Raw genomic sequence first — 22,552 nt, forward strand, 5'->3', positions numbered from 1 at the left:
TCCGATCACTTCTCCTTGGCCTGCCGGCCGAGCTTGAGCGAGTGCCAGCCCGGGGTGAGCTGGAGATCCTGTTCGCGCACCTGTCCGGTGCGGTCGCGCCACTGCAGGCGCACCTTCACGGGTCCCGTGATGTTCTGGCCGAGGCCGATGTGCACGTCGGTGGTGCGGCGGCCGGAGTGACCGCTGCTGCCGTCGACCCGGCTGATGAACGTCCGGCCGTCGGGGGTCATGACGCAGACCTGCGCACCGGTCACCGGCGAGCCGGCCGCGGGCAGCGCGCCGTCGGCGGGCTTCTCGTCGCGGGTCAGGCGCAGCCCGAGGTACGCGCCCTGCGACGGGCTCTGGTTGTGGTAGAAGATCGGCGCGTCCCACTGGCGGGCGACGGCGAAGTCCAGGCGGCCGTCGCCGTCGGCGTCGCCGGTCGCGATGCCGCGGGTCGGCACCGGCACGGCGAGACCGAGCTTCGGGGCGAGGTCGATGTAGCGGCCCTCGGGGCCCTTGGCGAAGAAGTGCAGCGTCTGGTTGCCCGCGATGTCGTCCCCGGCGGTGGCGTTCGGCCACCAGGTGGGGTTCTGCAGCATCTGGTCGTTGGCCGTGGCCAGCTCCTGGAGCTGCGGCCAGCGGTCGATCTGACCCTTGACGAAGCCGGTCGCCTGGGCGATGGCCGGCTCACCGCTGTTGTTGAAGTCCTCGATCTTGACGTCCCAGCCCCAGCCGGACCACGCGGTCTGCGCGGGCGCGCTCTCGTCGCGGTACGGCGCCACGCCCTCGCGGAACTTCTCGCGCAGCTCGCTCTGGTTCTTCACGTCGGCGACGAACTGGAAGTTGCTCTCCTCGATGCCCCAGGAGGTGGTGATGTTGCTGACGAACATGTCGTAGATGCCGTCGTGGTTGAGGTCGCCGAAGTCGACGCCCATGCCCTTGAAGGAGTCGTGGCCCACGCTCTTCGACTTGGGGACGAAGGCCGAGCGGACGCCCTCGACCAGGGAGAACTTGAACTGTCCCGGGGTGGAGCGGTTGTACAGCATCCGGTCGGGGCCGAAGTCGTTGGCCAGGTACAGCTCGGGCAGCAGGTCGCCGTCGAGGTCGTTGGCGGCCGCGCCGAGCTCCCAGCCCCTCGACACCTCCTCGGGCAGCACGTCGTCGAACTTCTGGTAGGTCGCCGCCGGCTTGTCGCCGCTCTTGGCCCCGGTCCAGCGGAAGAAGTAGTTCTCGCCGCCGTTGTGGCCGTTCGACATGGAGTGGTTCATGTGCACGCCGCCGGAGACGGTGGGGTCGAGCACCGGTCCATCGGCGAAGTAGTTGCCGATGAAGATGTCGTCGTGCCCGTCGCCGTCGAAGTCGGCCACGGTCGCGGCGTTGCTGTTCCACTGCGGGCCGGTGTACTCGCCGTTGGTGACGTTCACGCCCTGCACCAGCTCGACCGGCTTGTACGTCTCGGCCGACAGCCCCTTCGCGCCCGTCTTGGCGAGGTAGAGGATGGGCGTGCGGCCCCACATGTAGACGAGCAGGTCGAGCCGGCCGTCCTCGTTGTAGTCGCCGGGGACGCAGCCCATCGGCGCCATGTGGTCGTTGACCGGCAGCGGGGCCGGGTTCAGCGCGAACGGGGCGTACCGCTCCGACTTGGCGCCCGGCGTCGGCGTGACCACGACCTGGTCGATGCGGGTGTCGACGAGGCACAGGTCGTTGGACAGCCCGTCGCCGTCGAGGTCGTTCATCGCGATCGCCGCCCCGACCGAGGAGATCCAGGCGTCGATGTGCGTGTAGTCCTTGTTGACCTTGCGGATCGACTGCTGGGTGTAGCCGCTCGGCAGGGACACCGACAGCGGTTCGAAGGCGTACTTGCTCGCCGTCTCCGCCGTCTGCGCGGCCGAGTACGAGGGCAGACGGGCGATCAGGAAGGCGGTCGCGACCAGCACGAGCGCCACGATCCCCGCCAGCTGCCTGCGCAGCCAGCCAAGTGTCGCGGTCACTGGATAACACCTCCAAGGGAGACGAATTCGTTGGCGATGCACTGACGCCACAGCTCGTAGGCGGGCGGGTCGCCGTCGCGCAGCGGCTGCGGCGGGCGGACCGTCTGGGTGACCTCGGCGGCCCGGTCCTCGGGCAGGCCGCAGAGGATCTCGGTGGCCAGGCGGGTGTGCGGCACGACCAGACCGGCCCGCACCCGCGCCTCGGCGGCGAAGGCGGCGCCCTGGGCGAGGAGCGGGCGGTGCTCGCCCGCCCGGTCGCGCAGCGTCAGCAGCTCCTCCTCGGCCGCGCCGCCGGCGTAGGTGGCGGCCAGGCCGGCGCCCGCGTACATGTCGGCGTGCCGCGACGGGTCGAACCGGTCGATCAGGTCCGCGCACCGCTCCGCGTCGGTCCCGGCGACGAACCAGATCGCGCGGCCGATGCCCTGGTCGATCGCACGGTTGGCGTACGGCCGCGTCGCGTCCGCCGGCCAGGGGAAGGCCGGGTCGCGGTACTGGCCGTGGACGTACTGATCGGTGCGGAAGTAGGCCTGGTGGAAGCCGTAGCCGTCCAGCGCCAGCCAGCGCAGCACCGGGTCGAGCGACTCGGCCTTCGGCCACAGGAACCGCGGCAGGCGGGCCATCGCCCAGCCGATGCCGACGTAGACCATGTAGATGTGCCGGCCGCCGCGCCCGGCGAGGAACTCCTCGATCCGCCCGCCGCCGAACGGCGTCGCGTCGAGGATGGCGAAGGCCATGCCGGCGCCCTCGTAGGCGAAGCCACGGAAGCGGGTGGGCACCTGCTCCAGGCGGGCCTCCGCCTCCTCGACCGTGCACGCCTCCATCGCGTACGCGTAACCCTTGAGGAAGGTCTCACCGACTGTCTCGAGCAGGTCCCGGGACTCCGCGCTCTTCACGTGGAAACCCCGCGTGGCGAGCTTCGTCTCCGAGACGTTCGGAGTCATGATCCGGCGCCTCAGTGACCGCAGAAAACTCGTCAATTGCCTCTACCGCCCTCCGGACTATCCCTTAAGTACGGACAATCATGAAGTTATTCACGCATATCGCTTCGAGCCGGGCCACTTCAAAAGTGCCCGTTTCTCCGGCATTTCCGGGCACGCCGAAAGAATCGCTCACGAGTGATTTCGTTCTCGCACACGCGAGAATCGGGCAGGTATTCGCGCGGCCGGTCGCGCGCGGAACCGCGGGCCGCGACTCCGCCCCGCCGGCCGCGGCTCAGCAGGCTCAGGCCACCGGGCTCAGGCCACCGGGCTCAGCTCAGCGGGCTCAGCCCACGAGGCGGCCGGCGAAGTGCGCGCGCACCCGGCCCCGCCACAGCTCGTAGGCCGGCACCGCGCCGGACGCGTCCGGGGCGACCTCGCTGTCGTCGGCGAGCGCGACCGCGTCCCGTACGGACAGTCCCGCGAGGGCGGCGGTGGCGACCTCGGTGTGCTCCGGCACGAATCCGGCGTAGCCGCGCGCCTTGGCCGCGAACACCGATCCCTGGGCCACCTCGGGACCGTGCCCGCCCGCCTCCCCGAGCAGCACGGCCAGCGCGTCCGCGTCGCAGCCGCCGGCGAACGTGGCGGCCAGCCCCACCCCGCTCCACAGGTCCGCCTGCCGGTGGCTCGCGAAACGGCTCACGGCGGTGGCGACGTCGCGCACCCGGGCGCCGTGGATGAACCACAGCGCCCGCCCGATGCCCTGGTCGACGGCCCGCAGGAAGTAGCCGGGCGAGCCCTCCCAGGAGTAGGGCGCGGGCACCCGCTGCTCGTCCACCCAGCGGCGGGTGTCGAAGTAGGCGCGGTCGAAGCCGTAGCCGTCCACCGCCAGCCAGCTCATCGTCGGGTAGTACGGCGAGCCGCCGAGGTCCGGCATGACCTTGCGCCACAGGACGCGGGGCAGCCGGGCCATGGCGAAGCCGATGCCGATGTAGGTGAGGAAGATGTGCGGCTGCCCGGGCCCGAGCAGCAGGTCGCGGGTGCGGTGGCCGCGCCCGCCGCCCATGGCGTCGAGCACCGTGCACGCCATCGTCGCGCCCTCGTAGGCGAAGCCGCGCAGCTCCGGCTCGACCATGCTCAGCCTGCGCTCGAGCTCCCACTGGTCACGGGTGTCGATCCCCCATTCGAACCCGCAGACGACGGACTGCGGGATCCGCTCCAGCCGCTGCGTGACCGCGGAGGGGGAACCCGGAAATCCCCGCGCGGCGAAGGTCACATCGAACAGGGACGGGGCCAGAAAAAGCCTGCGGAGCGAACCGGACAACGTCGACATGCCACACCTCTCACTAGTGGCGCCTCCCGGCGGACCGGACTTTTATCAGCATGCGTCCGCGGAACAATTCCGGCTTTTCGCAAAGTGCGCGATCGATCGGACATCCGGCGCTTCCTCAGGCATTCCGCTGCCAGCGCACATTCGGAGAAGACCCCGCGCCACGGGCGGCCGGCCGGGGGCGCGGCACGGGCCAGGAGAGGGCCGTCCACGGCGACGGCCGGGGAGCGGACCACGGCGCGGACCACGGCGCGGACCACGGTGAGGCGGGTTCCGGCCCGGGCTCCGGTTCCTCGTCCCCGGCCCTGGCGGCGACGGCGGCGATCACCGCGACGACCGCCGCCAGTTCCTCGGGTGTCGGGTCACCGCGTACGACGATCAGGCCTGTCTCGTCCGGCACGCTCTCGGCCACGCTGTCCTCCACGTCCGCCTCCCGTCTCGACGGTCACATCCGGCGGCGGCGGCGGGCAACTTCCTGGATGCCCGCCGGGGGTTAGATCGCGGCTCAGATCGCGGCCTGGTCGTCGAACTCCAGCACGAGCGGCAGATCGGCCCGGCGCGTGATGCCGAGCTTGCGATAGGTCCGGGTGAGGTGCTGCTCGACGGTGCTGACCGTGATGTAGAGCCTGGTCGCGATCTCGCGGTTGGTGTAACCGGCCGCGGCCAGGGACGCGACCCTCCGCTCGGCGTCGCTCAGCGCGCCGACCGGCTCGGCGGCCGGCGGGCGGGGCGCGACCTCCGCGTCGCCCGCCGGGGACGGCGCCGCGTCCGGCGCCGGGGCGCCGCACTCCGCCGCCACGGCCCGCACCCGCGCGGAGACGGTCCTGGCCCGGCGGTACTCACCGAGCGCCTCGTAGGTCTCCACCAGGTCGGCCAGCGCGCGGCCCAGCTCGTACGCGTCGCCCGCGGCCTGCAGGCATCCCGTCGCCTGGCGCAGCAGTGGCGGGCGGGCCGCCGGGGCGAGCGTGGCGGCCAGCACCCGGAGGGCGACTCCCCTGCCCCGCGGGTCGTCCGGCACGCCGCCGTCCAGCTGGGCCCGGGCGAGCTCGCCCGCCTCCTCCACCTGGCCCATGCGCAGGCACGCCTCGGCGGCCTCGGCCCGCCAGGGAATCAGCCCCGGGGTGTCCAGGTTCCACTCCCGCATCAGGTCGCCGCAGCGCTGGAAGTCGCGCAGCGCGAGCGCCGGGTAGCCGGTCGCCAGGCTGTGGCGGCCCCGCGCGTGCAGGTAGTGCAGGCCGTACCGGGTCTGGAACATCGCATCGGGGACGGGCACGTCCAGAGCCTCGCGCACCGCTTCGTACCTGCCCATCGCGGTCAGGGCCAGGATGAGGACGCCCAGCGGCCCGCCGACCGCGACGCCCCAGCCGCTCACCGGAATGATCTTCAGCGCGGAGCGCGCGTGCCGCTCGGCGGCCGGCATGTCCCCGCGGCGTACGGCTATCTCGGCCCGGATGGCCGCGAGCCTGGCCCTCCTGCTGGGCGCCTGCCGCGCCGTCGCCTCGGCGGCGAACAGGTCGCACCACGGGACCGCCCGGTCGGAGCGTCCGGCGTAGACCAGCGTCAGCAGCGAGTTCTCGATCGTGTCCAGCGACATCTCCTCGAGGCCGGAGCCCTCGAGGATGCGCTCCACGGCGTCGGCGTGCTCCTCGCGCGGTCCCTGCGCGAGCACCTCCGCGAGGGCGAGCGCCGACTCCAGCCGCCGGCTCGCCGAGACCGAGACGATGCCCGCCAGCCCCGCCTCCCCCGGGGCCTCCCGCAGCCCGGCCAGGAAGGGGGGATAGGCCGCGCGCAGCCACAGCCGCGCCACCAGGAGCTCGGCGAGCGTCTCCGGGTCGGCGGACCCGCCCAGCTCGTGCACCTGATCGAGCACGTCGCGCGCGTCGTCCACGCGGCCGTGCCACAGCAGGGCCCGGGCCAGCACGACGGCGTCGCTCCCCCGCAGGCTGCCCCGGTGCATCGCCTCGGCGAGCTGCGCGAGGCGCCCGGCGGGCGCGGCCGGGTTGATCCGCCACTCCGCGCGCACGAGCAACGTCATGATCTTGGCGCGCCGCGTCTCGTCGGCGCACACCTGCGACGCGAGCCGCAGGTAACCGACCGCGGTGTCCACCTGCCCCGCCCGCAGGGCGCTCCTGGCCGCCTCCTGCAGCACGTCGACGCCCCACGGCGCGTCGACCCGCCCCGCCTCAAGCAGGTGCCGCGCGACCACGCCCGGGGAGGCGCCGGCGCCGTAGGACAGCTCCGCCGCGCGCCGGTGCAGCTCCGCCCGCTCCTCGGCGTCCATCGCGGCCACCACCGCCTGCCGCGCGGCCTCGTGCCGGAACGTGCCGAGCGAGGTCAGCCCGGTGGCGGTCAGGGCGTGCAGGTCCCTGCTCACGTCCGTCGCCGGGATGCCGAGCAGCCGGTCCAGGGAGCCGGGATCGCCGAGCACCGCCAGCCCGCGGGCCACCCGGGCGGTGCGGGGATCCCCACGGTCCAGGCAGGCCAGCACGGCCCTGCCGTACTGCTCGCCGGCCACCACCGCGGCCGGCGGCTGCTGCTGCGCCGAACGGGCGAGCTCCGCGTAGTCCTCGGCCAGCGCGGTGACCAGGAGGGGGTTGCCGCCGCTGTGCGCGTACCACTCGTCGGCGAGCCGCTCCGCGGGCTCCCGGCCCACCTGGCGGGCCACCATCGCGACCACCCCGGACCGGGACAGCCGGGTGAGCTTGACACGGCGGCAGTGCGGCTGACGCAGCAGTTCGGTCTGGAAGTACGTGTCGGTGTGCCGCGCCTGGTCCGAATGGCCGAACACGGCCACGATCCGGGCGAGCCGCAGCCGGCGCGCCAGATAGGCGAGGCAGAGCAGGGAGGCGGCGTCGGCGTGGTGGACGTCGTCGACGACGAGCACCAGAGGGCATCGCTCGGACAGCTCGAGCAGGACGCCGCAGAGGGCGGAGACGAGCTGGGCGTCCAGCCGCGGGCGGCCGTCCACGTCGCCGGCCTTGACCGCGCGCACGCCCTCGTCCAGCAGGGACAGTGCCCGCTCCCGCTCCTGCGGCATCAAGGGCGCGTCCTCGACCAGCTGGCGCAGCACACCCAGCGGCATGTCCCGCTCCAGCGGCGAGCCCGTCGCGCTGACGGCCAGCGCGCCCAGCTCGATGGCCTGCTCCGCGAACGTGTGCAGCAGCATGCTCTTGCCGGTCGCCACGGCGCCGTCGACCAGGGCGACCCTGCCCCTGCCCATGACCGCGCCGGCGAGGAGGGCCTCGAGCAGCGCCAGTTCCGCTTCGCGTTCGACCATGGTCATCGCCGTCTCCCCGCCTTCCATCGGTCACCGTCCGATCGTCACCCGCCGGGTCCGCCCGGCGTCGTGGCGCCAGTGGCGCCGTCCCGTTACCTCGCCGTCGCCCCATGCGGGCGGCCGGTGCCGCGAAGCCCGGCCGGCGGCGGAGCGCACCGCGGCGAGTGCGGCCTTCACGACGTCCCCATCGATCCCGGCCCCCCAGTGGCAGGCGCCGTCCGTCCGGTACTCGGCGTACACGGCGGCGTCGCCCCGGCCCGCCGCGCCCGCGCCGCCCGCCGGGCGGACGTGGTGGACGGCACTCACCCGCAGGCCGTGGCGGGCGAGCGCCGCGCGCACCGCCGGGACCGCGTCCGTCCCCGCCGGACCGGTACGCGACCACCCGGCGGCGATGTGCAGGGTGACCGTCCCGCGTGCCTCCACGGCCGGCGGCATCGGCCCTCCGGGCCGCATGTACTCGCGCTCGAAGACCTCCAGGAGCCGCTCGGGCGTCAGCTCCCCGCCGTCCGCGTCCGCCAGCGCCTGCACCCGGCGGGCGAAGTCGGCCCGCAGGCCGCGCGGAAGATCGAGCCCGTGCCGCGCGCTCATGACGTAGGCCAGGCCGCCCTTGCCCGACTGGCTGTTGATCCGCACCACGGCCTCGTACGTCCGGCCCACCTCCTGCGGGTCCAGCGGCAGGTAGGGCACCTGCCACTTCAGGTCGTCCGTGCCGGTCCCGGCGTGGGCGGCCTCCCGCTCCAGGGCGTCGAAGCCCTTCTTGATGGCGTCCTGGTGGGACCCGGAGAACGCGGTGTAGACGAGGGACCCGCCGTAGGGGTGCCGTGGATGGACCGGCACTCCCGTGCAGTGCTCGACCGTGCGGCGCACGCGGTCGAGGTCGGAGAAGTCGACGCCGGGGTCCACTCCCTGCGTGGCGAGGTTGAGTCCCAGCGTGACCAGGCACACGTTGCCCGCCCGCTCCCCGTTGCCGAACAGGCAGCCCTCGACCCGGTCGGCGCCCGCCATGACGGCCAGCTCCGCCGTGGCGACGCCGGTTCCCCGGTCGTTGTGCGGGTGCACCGAGAGGCACACGTGCTCGCGCCGGGAGAGGTTGCGGTGCATCCACTCGATCTGGTCGGCGAAGACGTTCGGCGTCGCGCGCTCGACGGTCGTGGGGAAGTTCAGGATGATCTCGCGGCCGGCCTCCGGCTGCCAGACGTCCATGACCGCCTCGCAGACCTCCAGCGCGAATTCCGGCTCGGTGTCGTTGAAGTGCTCGGGCGAGAACTGGTAGCCGAGGTCGCAACCGTCCAGCGTCCGCTCGGCGTACTTCATCACGAGCCGCGTTCCCCGGACCGCGAGGTCCTTGCACTCGTCGCGGCTCATCCCGAACACCAGGCCGCGGAACAGCGGCGAGGTCGCGGCGTAGAGGTGGACGGTGGCGCGCGGCGCGCCCTCCAGGCTCGCGACCGTGCGCTCGATCAGCTCGTCCCTGGCCTGCGTGAGAACGGAGATCCGTACGTCGCCGGGAATCAGGTCGCGCTCGACGAGCATCCGGACGAAGTCGTAGTCGTCCTTGCTGGCCGCGGGGAAGCCGACCTCGATCTCCTTGTAGCCCATGTCCACCAGGAGGTCGAACATCATGAGCTTCCGGGCGGGCGTCATCGGCTCGGCCAGCGACTGGTTGCCGTCGCGGAGGTCGGTGGACAGCCAGCGCGGCGCCGCCTCGACGACCGCGTCCGGCCACGCGCGCCCGTCGAGAGGAACCCGCGCGGATCCGCTGTAGCGTCTGATCTTCACAGTCGATTCCTTTTCTGCGGGCGAATACGCCTCAGCTGTGCGAGCCGAAATAGACGGAGTACGAAAACGGCGAGAGCAGAACCCGCACCTGGTAGGTGTCGGCATCGTCGTGCATCCGGAACATGGCCGAGATCTCGGGGTACGCGGCGGTGAGACCCAGTCCGACGAAGTAGGGGTCGGTCTCGAACACGATTCGGTGCAATCCGCGCTCGAATCGGTGAGCGCGCCATTCGGCGATTCGCCCCTCGTGGTCGGTCTCCGCTTTGACCTCCGTCAGCCAGAGGCCGTTCTCGATGCGTTCGAGCCGCACCCGAACACCCGCGGCCGGCCGGCCGTATGTGCCGTCCAGCACGTGCAGAGCAACGTTCATCTCTTCGCCACACAATCCCGGGCCCTTGCCGGCCCGGCGTCACGCCGTCGTCTTGTCGGTCCTGGTCGGCCCGGACACCGCCGGCCTCACGCAGGCGCCGCCCGGGCTGTTCCACAGATTGCCGCGCCCCGCTATCGGCCCGGCATCGCCCGGTTATCGCCTCGGCATCCGGCGCGGCGGCCGTCTCGCGCCGGACGGGCGGCGGCGTACGGCGAGCGGCCCGCCCGCCGTCCCCCACGGCCGCCGCGAAACCCGGCTTCCACCGCTTCCACCTGCGCTGATGGCTGCCTGACAGCACGGCGATAAGGCCCGGATGGCGTGGTCGATGAACGTCGATCCCGTCAGCCGATCGGCGCAACGAGCGCCGCGACAGGTGGAGGTAACCAGTGGCCGCCAGGACCAGCATCGTCAAGCGACTCGCCGTCTCCGTCTTCATCTCGCTCACGGCCGCGGCGTCCGTAGGCGTGGTCGCCTCGGCGGTGTCGGCGGCCCCGGCCCACGCGAGCGGCGGCGTGACGCCGGCCTCGACTCCCACCCCCACCCCGACCACCACCCACGTGAACCCCTGGGACTGATTCAAGCCGCCGGCGGGACCGGCGATGGAGGGCCCGGAGCGGCCGGAGATCCACGGATCTCCGGCCGCTCCGGCCTTGTTAATGCCGTCTGTCGCCCCCCGGAATTAACCCACCGGACGAACATTCGCCTAGCCACGGACCGCCATGCGCTGTACGATCCCTGACACCAATACCGATACAGGACGGGCGGTCGACTATGCGTCGGAATAGGTGCGGCGTCGCCTGACTCCCGGTCGGACCGGGCGTTGGCACCCCCCCATTGACAGGCTTTCCGTAAACTGCTGAAGCACGCGAGCGACCCATCGAGGTCCTCCATTCATCACTTTGCACAGCGTGAGCAGTTACATCCTCGCTGTACACGGCGTGAGCAGTTTTCAAAGGAGACGTAGGTGGAATTTCGCCTACTGGGAGCGCTCGAAGTCACCGCGGACGGGCAACGTCTTGACCTCGGAGGCGTGCGGCAACACACGGTTCTGGCCGTCCTGCTGTTGGAGGCCAACCGGCCGGTGCCGGTGCACCGTCTCATGGAGGCCATCTACGGGGACGACCCCCCGGCCACCTCGCGCGCCCAGGTGCAGATCTGCATCTCGGCACTACGGCGCCTGTTCGGCGCCTACGGCGGCGAGCAGATGATCGTGACCCGGTCGCAGGGGTACGCCTTCCGGATCGACAGCGAGCGGATCGACACCCACCACTTCGAGAGCCTGGTGCTGAAGGCCCGGCAGGCCCGTGACAACCGGGGGCTGGAGGAGGCCGTCCGGCATTACCGCGACGCGCTCGCGCTCTGGCGGGGACCCGCCCTCGAGGGCATCGAGAGCAGGATCGTGCAGTCCGCCGCGAGCTGGCTCGACGAGGAGCGGCTGGCGGCGAACGAGGACTGCGTGCAGCTCGAACTGGATCTCGGCAGGCACCACGAAGTGGTGAGCGAGCTGCGCAGGCTCGTGGAGGAGCACCCGCTCCGCGAGCGGCTCCTCGGTCAGCTCATGACGGCGCTGTACCGCTCGGGCCGGCAGGCGGAGGCCCTGCAGGTGTACCGCGACGCCCGGCGCATGATGATCGACGAGCTGGGGATCGAGCCGAACGAACGGCTGCAGCAGCTCGAACACGCGATACTCACCGCCGACGAGAGCCTGGACCCGCCTTCACGCGAGACGGTACGCGTCGCCGCCGAGCCTCCCCCGCCGCCCGCTCCGGTCGCCGTTCCCGGCATGCTTCCCGCCGGGATCGCCGATTTCATCGGCCGCCACGGGCAGGTGGAGGAGATCCGGCAGCGGCTGACGAGGGTCTCCGACGGCGCCGCCCGCTTCGCCGTGCCGATCGTCGCCATCGCCGGAAGGGCGGGCATCGGCAAGACCACCATCGCGGTCCACGCGGCGCACAGCGTCGCCGACGCCTTCCCCGACGGGCAGCTGTTCGCCGACATGCACGGCGGCATCTCCCGTCCGGTCAGCCCGATGCAGGTACTCGAACGCTTCCTGCGCGCGCTCGGCGTGCCCGGCAACTCGCTGCCCGACGGCCTGGAGGAGCGGGCGGAGACGTACCGCACGCTCCTGGCGGACCGGAAGATGCTGATCGTGCTCGACGACGTGAGCAACGAGAGCCAGGTCCTGCCGCTGCTGCCCGGCAACCCCGCCTCCGGGGTCATCGTCACCAGCCGCAGCCGCCTCGTGGGACTCGCCGGGGCGATGCACGTCGACGTCGACCTGTTCGACACCACCCAGTCGGTGGACCTGCTCTCCCAGGTCGCGGGGCAGGAGCGGGTGGAATCGGAGAAGAGCTCCGCGGAGGTGCTCGCCGAGCTGTGCGGCCACCTGCCCCTGGCGCTGCGCATCGCCGGCGCCCGCCTCGCGGCCCGCCCGCACTGGAGCGTCGACCAGCTGGTGGAGCGGCTGCGGGACGAGACGCGCAGGCTCGACGAGCTGATGCACGGTGAGATGGGCATTCGCGCCAGCATCTCGCTCACCTACGAGGGCATCAGCGAGGAGGCGCGGCGGCTGCTGCGGCGGCTGGCGATCCTCGACTCCCACATCTTCTCCGTCTGGACCGGCGCCGCCCTGCTGGACCGGCCGCTCGTCGAAGCCCAGGACCTGCTCGACGACCTCGCCGACGCCCACCTCGTCGAGGTGACCAGCGGCCGCGGCCCGCACACCCAGTACCGGATCCACGACCTGATCAGGGTGTTCGCGCGCGAGCGGCTGGCCGCCGAAGAGCCGGTCGCGGAGCGCAAGGCCGCGCTGTCCCGGGTGCTCGGGTCGCTGCTCGCCCTCATCGGCGCGGCGAGGATCCGCGAGTTCGGCGCCGACGTGCTCGCCCGGGACGAGATCACGATCCCCCGGCCGCTGCCGGAGAAGCTGATCGACCAGCTCGTCGCGGAGCCGATGACGTGGTTCGAGCGCGAGCGCTACCTGCTCGTCTGCGGCATCAGGCAGGCCGCTCAGGCCGGCTTCGCGGAGCTGTGCTGGCGGCTGGCGGCCAACGCCGCGATGTTCTTCGAGTCGCGGGTCTACCTGGACGACTGGCGCGAGACCCACGAGGTCGCGCTGGAGGCGGCCCGGCAGGCCGGGGACCGGCGCGGTCAGGCCGAGATGCTCTACACCATCGGCTCGCTGTCCTTCAGCGAGCAGCGGTTCGACGAGGCGCGGCACGAGCTGGAGGCAGCGGTCAGGCTGTTCCAGGAGGTCGGCGACGACCACCGGATCGCCCTGGCGATCCGGAGCATCGCCGTGCTGGAGCGTATCAACGGCAGGTTCGCCGAGGCGGTGGCCAACTACGAGAAGGCCCTCGAGGTGTTCCACAGCGCCGGGGACCACGTCTCGGCGGCCCACACCCTGCACAGCCTCGCCCAGCTCCGGCTCGACTGCGACGACCCCGACGGCGCGAAGACGCTGCTCGCCGAGGCGCTGACGCGCAGCAAGTCCGGGGGCGACCGCCGGGTGACCGCGCAGGTCCTGCACCGGATGGGCCAGGCGCACCTGCAGGCGGGCGAGTTCGGCCTGTCGGCCGGCGCCTTCGAGGAGGCGCTGACGGTCGTGCGGGCCATCGGTGACTCCATCGGGGAGGCGCTGGCCCTGCACGGTCTCGGCATCGCCCGGCTGCGCCAGGGCAAGGTCGTCGAGGCCGAGGAGACGCTGCGCACCGCGCTGCAGCTCGCGACGGACTCCCGTCATCGGCTGGCGGAGGCCCGGGTGCTGGCCGGACTGGGCGAGCTGCACAACGCCCTCGGCGAACCGGACCAGGCCGCGGCGCACCTGCGCAGGGCCGCCTCTCTGTTCCGCGGCATGCAGATGCCGTTGTACGAGGCGCAGACCCTGATCATGCTGAGCGAGGCGCTGTACGCGACGGGGTACTACGGCGAGGCCGACGACGCGATGGCCCGCACGCTCGATCTCGCCGACCGGATCGACGCGCGCGCCGGGCAGCACGTACGCGAGCAGCTGTTCCGGACCCAGAACGCCCGGCCGGGCCTGCGGGGCGGCCTGCGCGTGGTCGACGGACTCGGCCGCTGACCGCCTGCTGACGCGCGGCGGTTCCGACCGCGGACGTCAGACGCGGGCGCGGGCGCGGCTCCCCCCCGCGGCTGCGGTCAAGAAGCGCGCGAGCACGGGCGCGAGTGCCGCCGCGCGGACGTCGGCGCCGTCGTGCCGGCCGTCCGCGGCGCCGGGGTCCGGACCGTCCAGCAGGCACAGCCGCGCGGACGGCAGGATCTCCACCAGCGCCCGGGCCGCCCCGCGCAGGAACGCCGGGCCGTACGCCCGGCAGGCGACGAGCGCGGGCGCCGTGACACCGGCCCACCGGCGGGCCGGCAGCGGCAGGCCGGACATGGTCGCGCCCATGACGGCGCCGTCGTAGACGAGGGTGTGCGCGGCGGCCTCGAACGCGCTCCACTGCGGGAGGCGCCGACTCAGCGCGACGCACTCCGCCGAGGCGCCCGCCGCGCGCCGCAGGTAGAACTCGACCGCGTCCCCCCGTCTGCCCGCCGCCAGCAGTTCGGCGAGCCGGGGAAGGTAGTCCCCCGGCAGCGGGGGACGGCTGCCGTCGACGACGAACGGCGGTTCGACCAGCGTCAGCCCCGTGACGCCGGGCAGATGGCGGGCGGCTTCGAGGGCGAGGACGGCACCGGAGGACAGACCGCACAGCGACGCCACCCCGCCCGCCTCCGCGACGAGGGCCTCGATGTCCTCCACCTCGCGGGCCACCGCGTAGGGGGCCGTGTCCCCGCTGGCGCCGCGCCCGCGCCGGTCATAGCGGACCACCGTCAGGCTCGGCGCCAGGAGCGCGGACAGGCGCTCCGCCAGTGGGTCGCACGACCGGTGGCGGAGCGCGCCGCCGACGATGACGACCGGCGGCCCCCCGCCCGTGCGCTCGAAGGCGATGGGGGTTCCGTCGGCGGAGGTGACGATGCTCATCGGAGGCCCCGGCGCGGGTCAGCGTCCGGCGGGGCCGGCCGGGGGGATGTTGAGGTTGAGGCGGAAGAAATTGTCGGGGTCGTAGACCCGCTTCACCTCCCGCAGGCGCCGGTGGTCCTGCGGCGTGTAGGCGGTCTCGGTCCTGGCGGGGTCGCGCAGGAAGTTCAGGAACGACCGCCCGGTGGCGTACGGGCGCAGCGCCTGGCCGGCCTCCTCGGTGTACGCGTCGAGGATCACCGACAGCGACGCGCTGCGATGGCCCACCGGCCCGGCGTCCGGTCCCGGCGCGGCGATGGCGCCGCCCCAGTGGCGGATCTCCACGGTGGTGACCGGCGATCCGGGGCCGGCCGCCCGCACCAGCGCCTCGATCACCGGATCGGGCAGCGTGTCGAACAACTCGACGTGCACGGGGGCGGTGCCGCCCATGTCGGCCTGCGCGAACGGCGTCGACCGCATGCCGTCCAGCAGCACCGGGCCCGCGGCCTCCCACAGGGGCCGCAGCAGCGTGCGGGCCTCCTCCGCCTCGCCCGCGTACATCGCCTGGATGCCGATCACCTGTCTGCCGCGCAGGTCCACGGGCAGGCCGGGCTCGTCCGGCATCCGGGTGAGCAGGATCGCCGTGCTCAGCTCGGCGGGCGCGTAGTCCGTTATCCAGTCCCGGTACAGCGCGAGCGTCTCGGCGGCCCGGTCGGCGGCGAAGAAGACGGTTCCCGCCTGCACACGGGAGACGGGGTAAAGCTGGAACTCCAGCGAGGTCACGACGCCGAAGTTCCCGCCGCCGCCGCGTAGCGCCCAGAACAGGTCCGCGTGCCGGTCGGCGCTCGCCGTGGCGATCCTGCCCTCCGCCGTCACCACCTCGGCACGGAGCACGCTGTCGGCGGCGAAGCCGTACTTGCGGGCGAGCCAGCCGAGCCCGCCGCCCAGGGTGTAGCCGGTCACCCCGACCGACGGCACCGGGCCGGCCAGCGGCGCCAGGCCGAACCGCGCGGCCTCGGCGAGCACCTGCCCCCACTGGGCTCCGGGGGCGACCCGGGCGGTCCGCGTGGCCGGGTCCACCGCCACCGACGCCATGCCGCCGGTCCTGAGCAGGAGACCGCCGTCGCACGCGACCTGCGTGCCGTGGCCGGTCGCCTGGACCGCGAAGGGCAGGTCGTGCTCGCGGGCGGTGACGATCGCGGCCCGCACGTCCTCCGGTCCCGTCGCCTCGGCGATCAGCGCCGGCCTCGGATCGATGTCCGAGTACGGCGCCTCCCGCAGCGCGTCGTACCCGGCTTCGTCCGGCAGGAGCACCGCGCCGCCGAACTCTCGGCGCAGGCGGCGCGCCGCCGCCTCGCCGCCGGGCGCGGCGTCCCGTGCCTCGTACGGCTGCCGCCGGACCTGCTGGCTCATCTGAACAACCTTCCCTCGTTCCCGTGTCCACGGCGATCGGGCCGTCGGCCGCCGCCCTGCTCCTGGCTCCGATTCAGGCTCGCGCGGGCGAGCCTCAGGGGCATCCGTGGTCACCACGGATTCACCACGCAAGGTCCACGGAGCCGCCGCGTATGGGCGAAGATGTTGCGGTGACGTGGACGGGTCGGGGCGAGGTGTCCGCACGTGAGGCCGAGGTGCTCGAGGCGCTCGCCGCACGGATGTCGAACGCTCAGATCGCGCACCGGCTGCACATCTCGGTGCGCACGGTGGAAAGCCACGTGTCGTCGTTGCTCCGCAAGTACGGCGTCGCCGACCGGCGTGCGCTCGCGGCGCTCGCGGAGCGGGCCGGTTCCGCCGAGCGGCCGCCGGACGGACGGCTGACCGGCCTGCCCGCGGCCCGGACGTCGTTCGTCGGACGCGAGCGGGAGCGCGAGTCGGTGCTCGCGGCGTTCGAGACCTCGCGCCTGGTGACCCTGCTCGGTCCCGGCGGGGTCGGCAAGACCCGGCTGGCGGCGGTGACGGCCGAGGCCGCGGCCGCGTCGTTCCCCTCGGGCGGCGCGTTCGTGGACCTGGTGCCGGTGAGCGGAGGCTTCGTCGCCCAGGCCGTGGCCACCGCACTGGACGTCACCGAGCGTCCCCGGCAGCCGCTGGACGACGCCCTGGCCGAGCGCATCGGCCGGGGCCGGTCACTGCTGGTGCTCGACAACTGTGAGCACCTTCTCGACGAAGTCGCCGGCTTCGTCGAGCGGGTGCTCGACCTGTGCCCGGGAACCCGGATCCTCGTGACGAGCCGGGCCCGGCTCGGGGTGCCCGGCGAGCGCACGATCCCGGTCACCCCGCTGCCGGCGGCGCCCGAGGCCGAGCGGCTCTTCCTCGAGCGCGCCGTCGCGGCCGATCCCGATTTCAGCGCCGACCCCGCCCTGGTCGCCGAGTTGTGCGCCCGGCTCGACGGCATGCCCCTGGCCATCGAACTCGCCGCCGCGCGCAGCGCGTCACTGGGCGCGGACGGCCTGCTGGCGGCGCTGGACGACGTGCTGCGGCTGCTCGTCGGCGGGCGCGGTTCCGACGAGAGGCACCGCTCGCTGCGCACGGTCATCGGCTGGAGCCACGACCTGCTCGGCGACGACGAGCGGGCGCTCTTCCGGCGGCTCGCCGTGTTCGCGGGCGGCTTCGACCTGGACGCCGCCGTCGCCGTGACCCCCGGAGGCGACCGGAGTTCGGTCGCCGACGTGCTGGGCCGGCTGGTCGACAAGAGCCTCGTCGTCCACCGCAGGGGCCGGCCGAGCCGATGGCGGCTGCTGCAGACCGTACGGGCCTTCGCCGCCGACCGGCTCGTCGACAGCGGCGAGGAGGCGGAGATCCGCGGACGGCATCTGGACTGGGCCGCCGCGGCCGCCACGGCCCTGGAGAGCCGGCTGGCCGGCGAGTGGCAGGGCGGCGGATGGCGCGACGACTTCGACGCCGTCGCCGACGACCTGCGCGCGGCGCTCTCGGCCGCCCCTCCCGGCCGGGCGGCCGCGCACCGGCTGGCCCGGGCGCTGGGGCATCTCACCTACGCGCGGCGGTTCCTCACCGAGTCCCTGCGGCACAACCTGGAGGCCGCGGACCGGGCTCCGGCACCGCGCGAGGCCGCCCTCGACCTGCGCAACGCCGCCGACGGGGCGCACGCCGTCGCCTCCTCGGGCCACGAGTCCTTCGAGCTGCTTCTCGCCTCGGCCGAGCGGGCCCGCGCGGGCGGCGACGGCGCGGCCCGGGCCATCGCCCTGGCGTCCGCCGTGATCACGGCGAACAGGTTCTCGGCGGGCTTCTCGGCCGAGATCCCGCACGAGGACCTGTGCGACCTGCTCGACGAGGCGGTCCACGCGGGCGGCGACGACGACCCCGCGGTGCGGGCCGTGCTCACCGCCGCGGCGGCCTGGAACGCACGGGCGGAGAAGATGAACCCGGATCCCGTCCTCGCCCGCGACGCGGTGCGGGCGGCCCGCGCGACGGGCGATCCCGTGCTCCTCAGCGCGGCACTCGACGCCGTGAGCGCCGCGGAGACGACGGCGGGGCGGCTGCGGGAGGCGCACCGGGTCACCCAGGAGCGCTTCGCCCTGCTCGCCGCCATGCCCAGACACGACCCCCGGGCGGCCCCGGAGCTCGTCGACACCTTCACCATGGCCTCGACGTACGCGGTCGCGACCGGCAACCTGGACATCGCCCTGCGCACCGCGCGGGCGGCCATGGACGACGATCTCCTCGGCCACCACTCCTATCTGTCGGCGGCCACCCTGATCCTCCCGCTGGTGCTCGCCGGGGAGTTCGCGGAGGCCCTGCGGCACGCCGCCGCCGTGTGGGACGGGTGGCAGCGGGCCGGCAGCCCCACCTCGGGCTGGCTGTCCCCCGCCGTCGCCGCCATCGCGCTCACGCACGCGCTGGTCGGCGACGAGCACGGTTTCCGCTTCTGGCGGGCCCGCGCCGTCCAGGTCGCGGGCCAGGCCCGCAACCACGCGTCGTTCGCGACGTTCGCCGACGCCCGCGCCGCCGTCCACCTCGGGTGGCACGGCGACGCGGAACACCTGGTGGAGCTCGCCTTCACCGACTTCCCGCAGGGGCGGTACCAGTCGTACGCACGGGCGGCGGGAGCGGAGCTCGCCGTGGCCTCCGGGCTCCCCGACGCCGGCCGCCGCGTCTCGGTGGCCGCCGAGGGCAACGAGAACGACTGGGCCGCCGCGTGCCTCGCCCGCGCCGCCGGCCGGCTGCACGGGGACGCGGACGCCCTGCAGGACTCGGTCGAGAGGTGGGAGCGGGTCGGCGCCAGGTTCGAGCGTGCCTGCACGCTCCTGCTCCTGCCCGCCCGCGCCGCCGAGGGCCGCGCGGAGCTGGCGACCCTGGGCTGCCCCGCGCCCGCCGGCGTCGGGTGAGCCGGCGGCGGTCCCGTCCTCACCCGGTGTGCCCGTCGAGCTCGTACGGGTTCGGCCCCGGGAGCCCGTCCGTGGCGCGCAGCGCGTACAGGTTGCCGTTCGAGCCGCCGACGTAGACGAGGCCGTGCGCCACGACCGGCCGGGTCTGGAGGTCGCTGCCGGTCTGGAAGCGCCAGCGGGGCGCGCCGGTGGCCGCGTCCAGAGCGTGAAGCGTGCCGCCCTGGTCCTGGGCGAAGACGGTGTCTCCGTGGACCGACACCACGGCGGTGATCGGCCTGCTCCAGCGTTCTCGCCCGGTTTCGGCGTCGAGGGCGTACAGCTTCCGGCTCCCCACAAAGACGATCCCCCGTGACTCGGCCACGCTCCACCAGCCGCTGCCGCCCGCGGTGGTGAGCCGCCATCGTTCCCGGCCGGAGGCGGCGTCCAACGCGTAGGTGTGCCCGGCGTGGTCACCGAGGTAGAGGGTGCCGCCGATCAGGACGGGCTCCCCGACCAGGTAGCCGAAACGCGCGCGCCACCGCACCTTCCCGGTGGCGGGGTCGAACGCGGTCACCGTCGCGTCGCTGACCGCGAAGACGGCCTCCTCGGTCACGGTGAGGTAACCGGTCGGGACGGAGTCGGCGGCGCCCAGACGGGAGCGCCAGCGAAGGGCGCCCGTCTTGGCGTCGAGGGCGGACAGCAGGCCCTGTTCCCTGTCCGGCCGGCCTTCCCGGCTGCTCGCGTGGACGGTGCCGGCGGCCACGGCCACGTCGTCCAGGGAGCCGGGGACACGGGAGCTCCACCGCCGCTTGCCGGTGGCGGCGTCCAGCGCGAGGACGTGGGCGGAGCAGGCGCCGGTGTACACGTTGACGCCCGCGTACACGCCGCCCTTCTGGATGACGACGTCGCGGGCATCGAACTGGCGGATCCACCGGGTCCGTCCGGTGGCGGCGTCGATGGCCGCCACTCCGCCGCCCGTGCCGTAGAGCACGCCGTCCACCAGCCTGGGCGCGGCGGGCAAGGATCTCCACAGAGCCCGCCCGGTGACGGCGTCCAGTGCGTACAGCCCGTCGTCGGCGCCGGCGTACACGACATCACCGTCCACCACGGGGCCGGCCCGGACGCCCGCGTCGGCGAGGTAGGTCCAGCCGCCTGTCCGTTGGGGCGGAGGAACCCGCTCCCCCGGCCGGTAGCGGGCCATCAGGTTGTCGCGCACCCGGACCGCGGCCAGGCGCTGGAGCAGGCGGGACGGCGACGTGAGATGGACGATGACCGGCCCGACGTTGACGAGCGTCGCGCCGTGGGTCCCGCCGGCATCGTGGACCGTGTAGGAGAAGACGCCGTCTCTCTCATCGGCAGGGTCGTAGTCGAAGCTCTCCTGCCCCTTGATCTGCCGGGCCGCGGCGGCGAAGAGCGCGCCGGCGTCCGGGGACACCCAGCTCACGGAGAGCGAGACGACGTCGCCGTGGTCCTCGGGCGGCACCCAGTCGCAGGTCACGGGCTTGGGCAGCGTGAGGCGGCCCAGGGACTTGTCTCCGGGGATACGGCGGACGTCCCGGCCGAGGTCGCGCGTGGCGAGCAGGGAGCACGCGTCCGGCCAGTCCCCCGGCGGGACGCCGCCGAGCGCGACGGGGCCCTTGGGACGTCCGTAGACCGGGCGGAAGGCGATGATCCGGTCGTCGCTGTGGACGAACGCCAGGTGCGAGGTCGCGCCCACGAGACTGGCGTTGTGGGGAAGCGGCCGGTCGAGGGGAAACCCGTCGAAACGGCCGGTGTCCCGGTTTCGCGAGACGAGGAAGCCCGGCAGCGGCCAGGCGGCGTTCTGGTCGAATTCGGAGGGGGACTCGGCGTCGGGGTGATCGCCGACCTCCAGCGGCGGGCTCCAGCGGCCGTCGCCGCCGGCCGGCCACCAAGCGGCCCCGTCCAGGCGGGAGCCGGGCAGGGGCGTCCCGTCCTCTGTGAAGAGGAACTCGTCGTGGTCCACCACCGCGATGACGAGGCCCGCCGACGCTCTCCTGAACCAGAGCGGTATGTCGTCGTCCGCGGTGTGCACGGTGGTGACCGGACGCGTCCAGTTCCTTCGTAGCGTGCGCGGATCGAAGGAATCGAGCCGCACGCGGCCCTGGCCGCAGTGGGTCAGGAGCAGCACGGCCCGGGATGTGGAGCCGGACCGTCCCGCGCAGCCCACCGCCTCGGCGGCCCGCGCCCGGACGCCGCCGGTTCGCAGGTCGAGCGAGAGCAGGCCGGACTCCCGCTGGAAGACGACGACGCCGTGCTCGGACACCACGGTCTGCGGGGCATTGTCCACCCATTTCCCCGACGGGGGCAGCGCGTGCCGCCACAGCGGGCCACCGGAAACCAGGTCGTAGCCGTACAGGGTCTCGTCCAGCGATTGTCTCGGACTCCCGGCGAGGACGAGAGTGCCGGTCGTGGCCCATATGTCGTCGAGGGAGGGGGCGGGCGTGCGGATGGTGCGGCGCACCGCGCCGGTGCCGGCATCGCGTACGGTCACGGTCCCCTCCGGCGTCGCCGTGACCAGGTTCTCGCCGGACAGGAGGGAGAGCCTGGCCTCCCCGGAGGGGACCGACCACGCCTCCTGCCACCCCACGAGTTCCGGCGGAGGCCGCCCGTCGTCGGCGGCCGCGACCACGGCGGCCATCGAGAGCGCCACCAGGACCCGGAGGCACCGGGTGATCAGCACGTCCGGCGTCCCCGGCACGAGACCTGCCGCCAGCCTCCCTGCGACGCCTCGCGGTAGTAGGACCGGTAGCGGGCGGCCTCGCCGCTCAACCGGAACGGCCCCCCGTCCGGCCCTTTGACCACGACCTTTTCCGCATGGCCTTCGGAGAGCACCGTGACCAGCAGGTCGAACTCGTAGTACGCCTTCTTGCCGGTGAAGCTCAGGCTGAGCGTGACCGGCTCGTCCCGTTTCAGGTCGATCTGCTTCTTCCGGAAGTACGCGGCGCCCTTGTCGGTCGTGAACCGGGGCGCGGGCCGGTCGAGGTTCGCGGCCATCACGACGGTGCCCGCCTCTCCGCTGCCGGTGATGGCGATCAGGCGGGCGCCGTCCGACACCGGCATTCGGGAGAGGACCCGCGGCTCGATGTCCACGATGCGCAGGCTGCTGCGGTTCCCCGTCAGCACGACGGTGACGTCCATGCTGTTGATGAGGGCCATCCGATGGCGCGCCAGCATCGCCTGACGCTGCTCGTCCGCGTGGGCGGCCAGCAGGACCGCCCGGTCCCCGGGGGCGGTCACCGGGTCACGCAGGACGGTGTCGCGCTCGGAGTGGTCGACGGCCACATGGCCCACGGTGAGCGGGGCGGCGCCGCGTACCCGCTCGACCGTGTCGGAGCCGTGGGCGTTGTACCAGTCGGTGAACACGACGCCGAACGCGGCCAGGATCACCGCGCTGGCGATGCCCGCCAGCCACGCCGCCGGCCCTCTCGACCGGGCGGGATCAGAGGCCTCGGCTTCCTCCCGCCGCTCGGCCGCGCCGTCGCGGCCGCCAGATGTGCGCTTCTTCCGGCGCGCCCTGCCCATGGAATCGCGTTCCTCCACGACCGATCGTCAGGACCAGAGTAAGCACGATCTTGAGCGCGCCGGAGTGGTTTCCGGTCATCCGCCTGC

Annotated in this window: 14 protein-coding genes; 3 read left to right on the forward strand and 11 right to left on the reverse strand. The window is 73.4% G+C overall.

Going from position 1 to position 22,552, the window contains the following annotated elements; genetic code table 11:
* Positions 1 to 5 precede the first annotated feature (5 nt).
* The 7 genes from AAH991_RS20910 to uraH form a co-directional block, all read right to left on the reverse strand.
* Complete coding sequence (locus AAH991_RS20910) at positions 6 to 1,973, reverse strand: CRTAC1 family protein (protein WP_346227551.1); 1,968 nt, start codon at positions 1,971 to 1,973, stop codon at positions 6 to 8.
* Positions 1,970 to 2,950, reverse strand: a complete 981-nt coding sequence (locus tag AAH991_RS20915) for a DUF1702 family protein (protein ID WP_346227552.1) — start codon at positions 2,948 to 2,950, stop codon at positions 1,970 to 1,972. Before AAH991_RS20915 ends, AAH991_RS20910 begins: the two co-directional genes overlap by 4 nt.
* Positions 2,951 to 3,236: 286 nt before the next feature.
* Entirely contained in the window at positions 3,237 to 4,223 is a 987-nt protein-coding gene (locus tag AAH991_RS20920; protein ID WP_346227553.1) for a DUF1702 family protein, read from the reverse strand.
* A gap of 115 nt (positions 4,224 to 4,338) precedes the next feature.
* Positions 4,339 to 4,644 (reverse strand): acyl-CoA carboxylase epsilon subunit, encoded by a 306-nt coding sequence (locus AAH991_RS20925; RefSeq protein ID WP_346227554.1) that lies wholly within the window; start codon positions 4,642 to 4,644, stop codon positions 4,339 to 4,341.
* Positions 4,645 to 4,725: 81 nt separating this feature from the next.
* The gene (locus AAH991_RS20930) at positions 4,726 to 7,503 is read right to left on the reverse strand and encodes a helix-turn-helix transcriptional regulator (protein WP_346227555.1); all 2,778 of its coding nucleotides are present in this window, start codon (positions 7,501 to 7,503) and stop codon (positions 4,726 to 4,728) included.
* A gap of 24 nt (positions 7,504 to 7,527) precedes the next feature.
* On the reverse strand, positions 7,528 to 9,276 hold the full coding sequence (locus AAH991_RS20935; protein ID WP_346227556.1) for a 2-isopropylmalate synthase: 1,749 nt from the start codon (positions 9,274 to 9,276) through the stop codon (positions 7,528 to 7,530).
* Between the two features lie 31 nt (positions 9,277 to 9,307).
* Positions 9,308 to 9,646, reverse strand: a complete 339-nt coding sequence (gene uraH / locus AAH991_RS20940) for a hydroxyisourate hydrolase (protein ID WP_346227557.1) — start codon at positions 9,644 to 9,646, stop codon at positions 9,308 to 9,310.
* A 386-nt stretch (positions 9,647 to 10,032) separates the two neighbouring features.
* Here uraH and AAH991_RS20945 point away from each other — a divergent pair, with 386 nt between their 5' ends.
* Positions 10,033 to 10,221 (forward strand): hypothetical protein, encoded by a 189-nt coding sequence (locus AAH991_RS20945; RefSeq protein ID WP_346227558.1) that lies wholly within the window; start codon positions 10,033 to 10,035, stop codon positions 10,219 to 10,221.
* Between the two features lie 389 nt (positions 10,222 to 10,610).
* Positions 10,611 to 13,727: an AfsR/SARP family transcriptional regulator gene (locus AAH991_RS20950; protein WP_346227559.1), complete on the forward strand. Its 3,117-nt coding sequence runs from the start codon at positions 10,611 to 10,613 to the stop codon at positions 13,725 to 13,727.
* Between the two features lie 36 nt (positions 13,728 to 13,763).
* Here the strand turns inward: AAH991_RS20950 and AAH991_RS20955 are convergent, their stop codons facing one another.
* Both AAH991_RS20955 and AAH991_RS20960 read right to left on the reverse strand, forming a co-directional pair.
* A complete protein-coding gene (locus AAH991_RS20955) occupies positions 13,764 to 14,627 on the reverse strand; it encodes an alpha/beta fold hydrolase (protein ID WP_346227560.1) in 864 nt (287 codons plus the stop codon).
* A gap of 18 nt (positions 14,628 to 14,645) precedes the next feature.
* Complete coding sequence (locus tag AAH991_RS20960) at positions 14,646 to 16,016, reverse strand: FAD-binding oxidoreductase (protein WP_346227561.1); 1,371 nt, start codon at positions 16,014 to 16,016, stop codon at positions 14,646 to 14,648.
* A gap of 170 nt (positions 16,017 to 16,186) precedes the next feature.
* On the opposite strand from AAH991_RS20960, the gene AAH991_RS20965 reads away from it, so the two are divergent.
* The gene (locus tag AAH991_RS20965; RefSeq protein WP_346227562.1) at positions 16,187 to 18,943 is read left to right on the forward strand and encodes an ATP-binding protein; all 2,757 of its coding nucleotides are present in this window, start codon (positions 16,187 to 16,189) and stop codon (positions 18,941 to 18,943) included.
* A 19-nt stretch (positions 18,944 to 18,962) separates the two neighbouring features.
* Here the strand turns inward: AAH991_RS20965 and AAH991_RS20970 are convergent, their stop codons facing one another.
* Both AAH991_RS20970 and AAH991_RS20975 read right to left on the reverse strand, forming a co-directional pair.
* Positions 18,963 to 21,623 (reverse strand): outer membrane protein assembly factor BamB family protein, encoded by a 2,661-nt coding sequence (locus tag AAH991_RS20970; RefSeq protein WP_346227563.1) that lies wholly within the window; start codon positions 21,621 to 21,623, stop codon positions 18,963 to 18,965.
* A complete protein-coding gene (locus AAH991_RS20975) occupies positions 21,617 to 22,483 on the reverse strand; it encodes a hypothetical protein (protein WP_346227564.1) in 867 nt (288 codons plus the stop codon). The genes AAH991_RS20970 and AAH991_RS20975 overlap by 7 nt, the downstream gene beginning before the upstream one ends.
* Positions 22,484 to 22,552 lie beyond the last annotated feature (69 nt).

This window comes from Microbispora sp. ZYX-F-249 (genome assembly GCF_039649665.1).
Classification (GTDB): Bacteria; Actinomycetota; Actinomycetes; order Streptosporangiales; family Streptosporangiaceae; genus Microbispora; species Microbispora maris.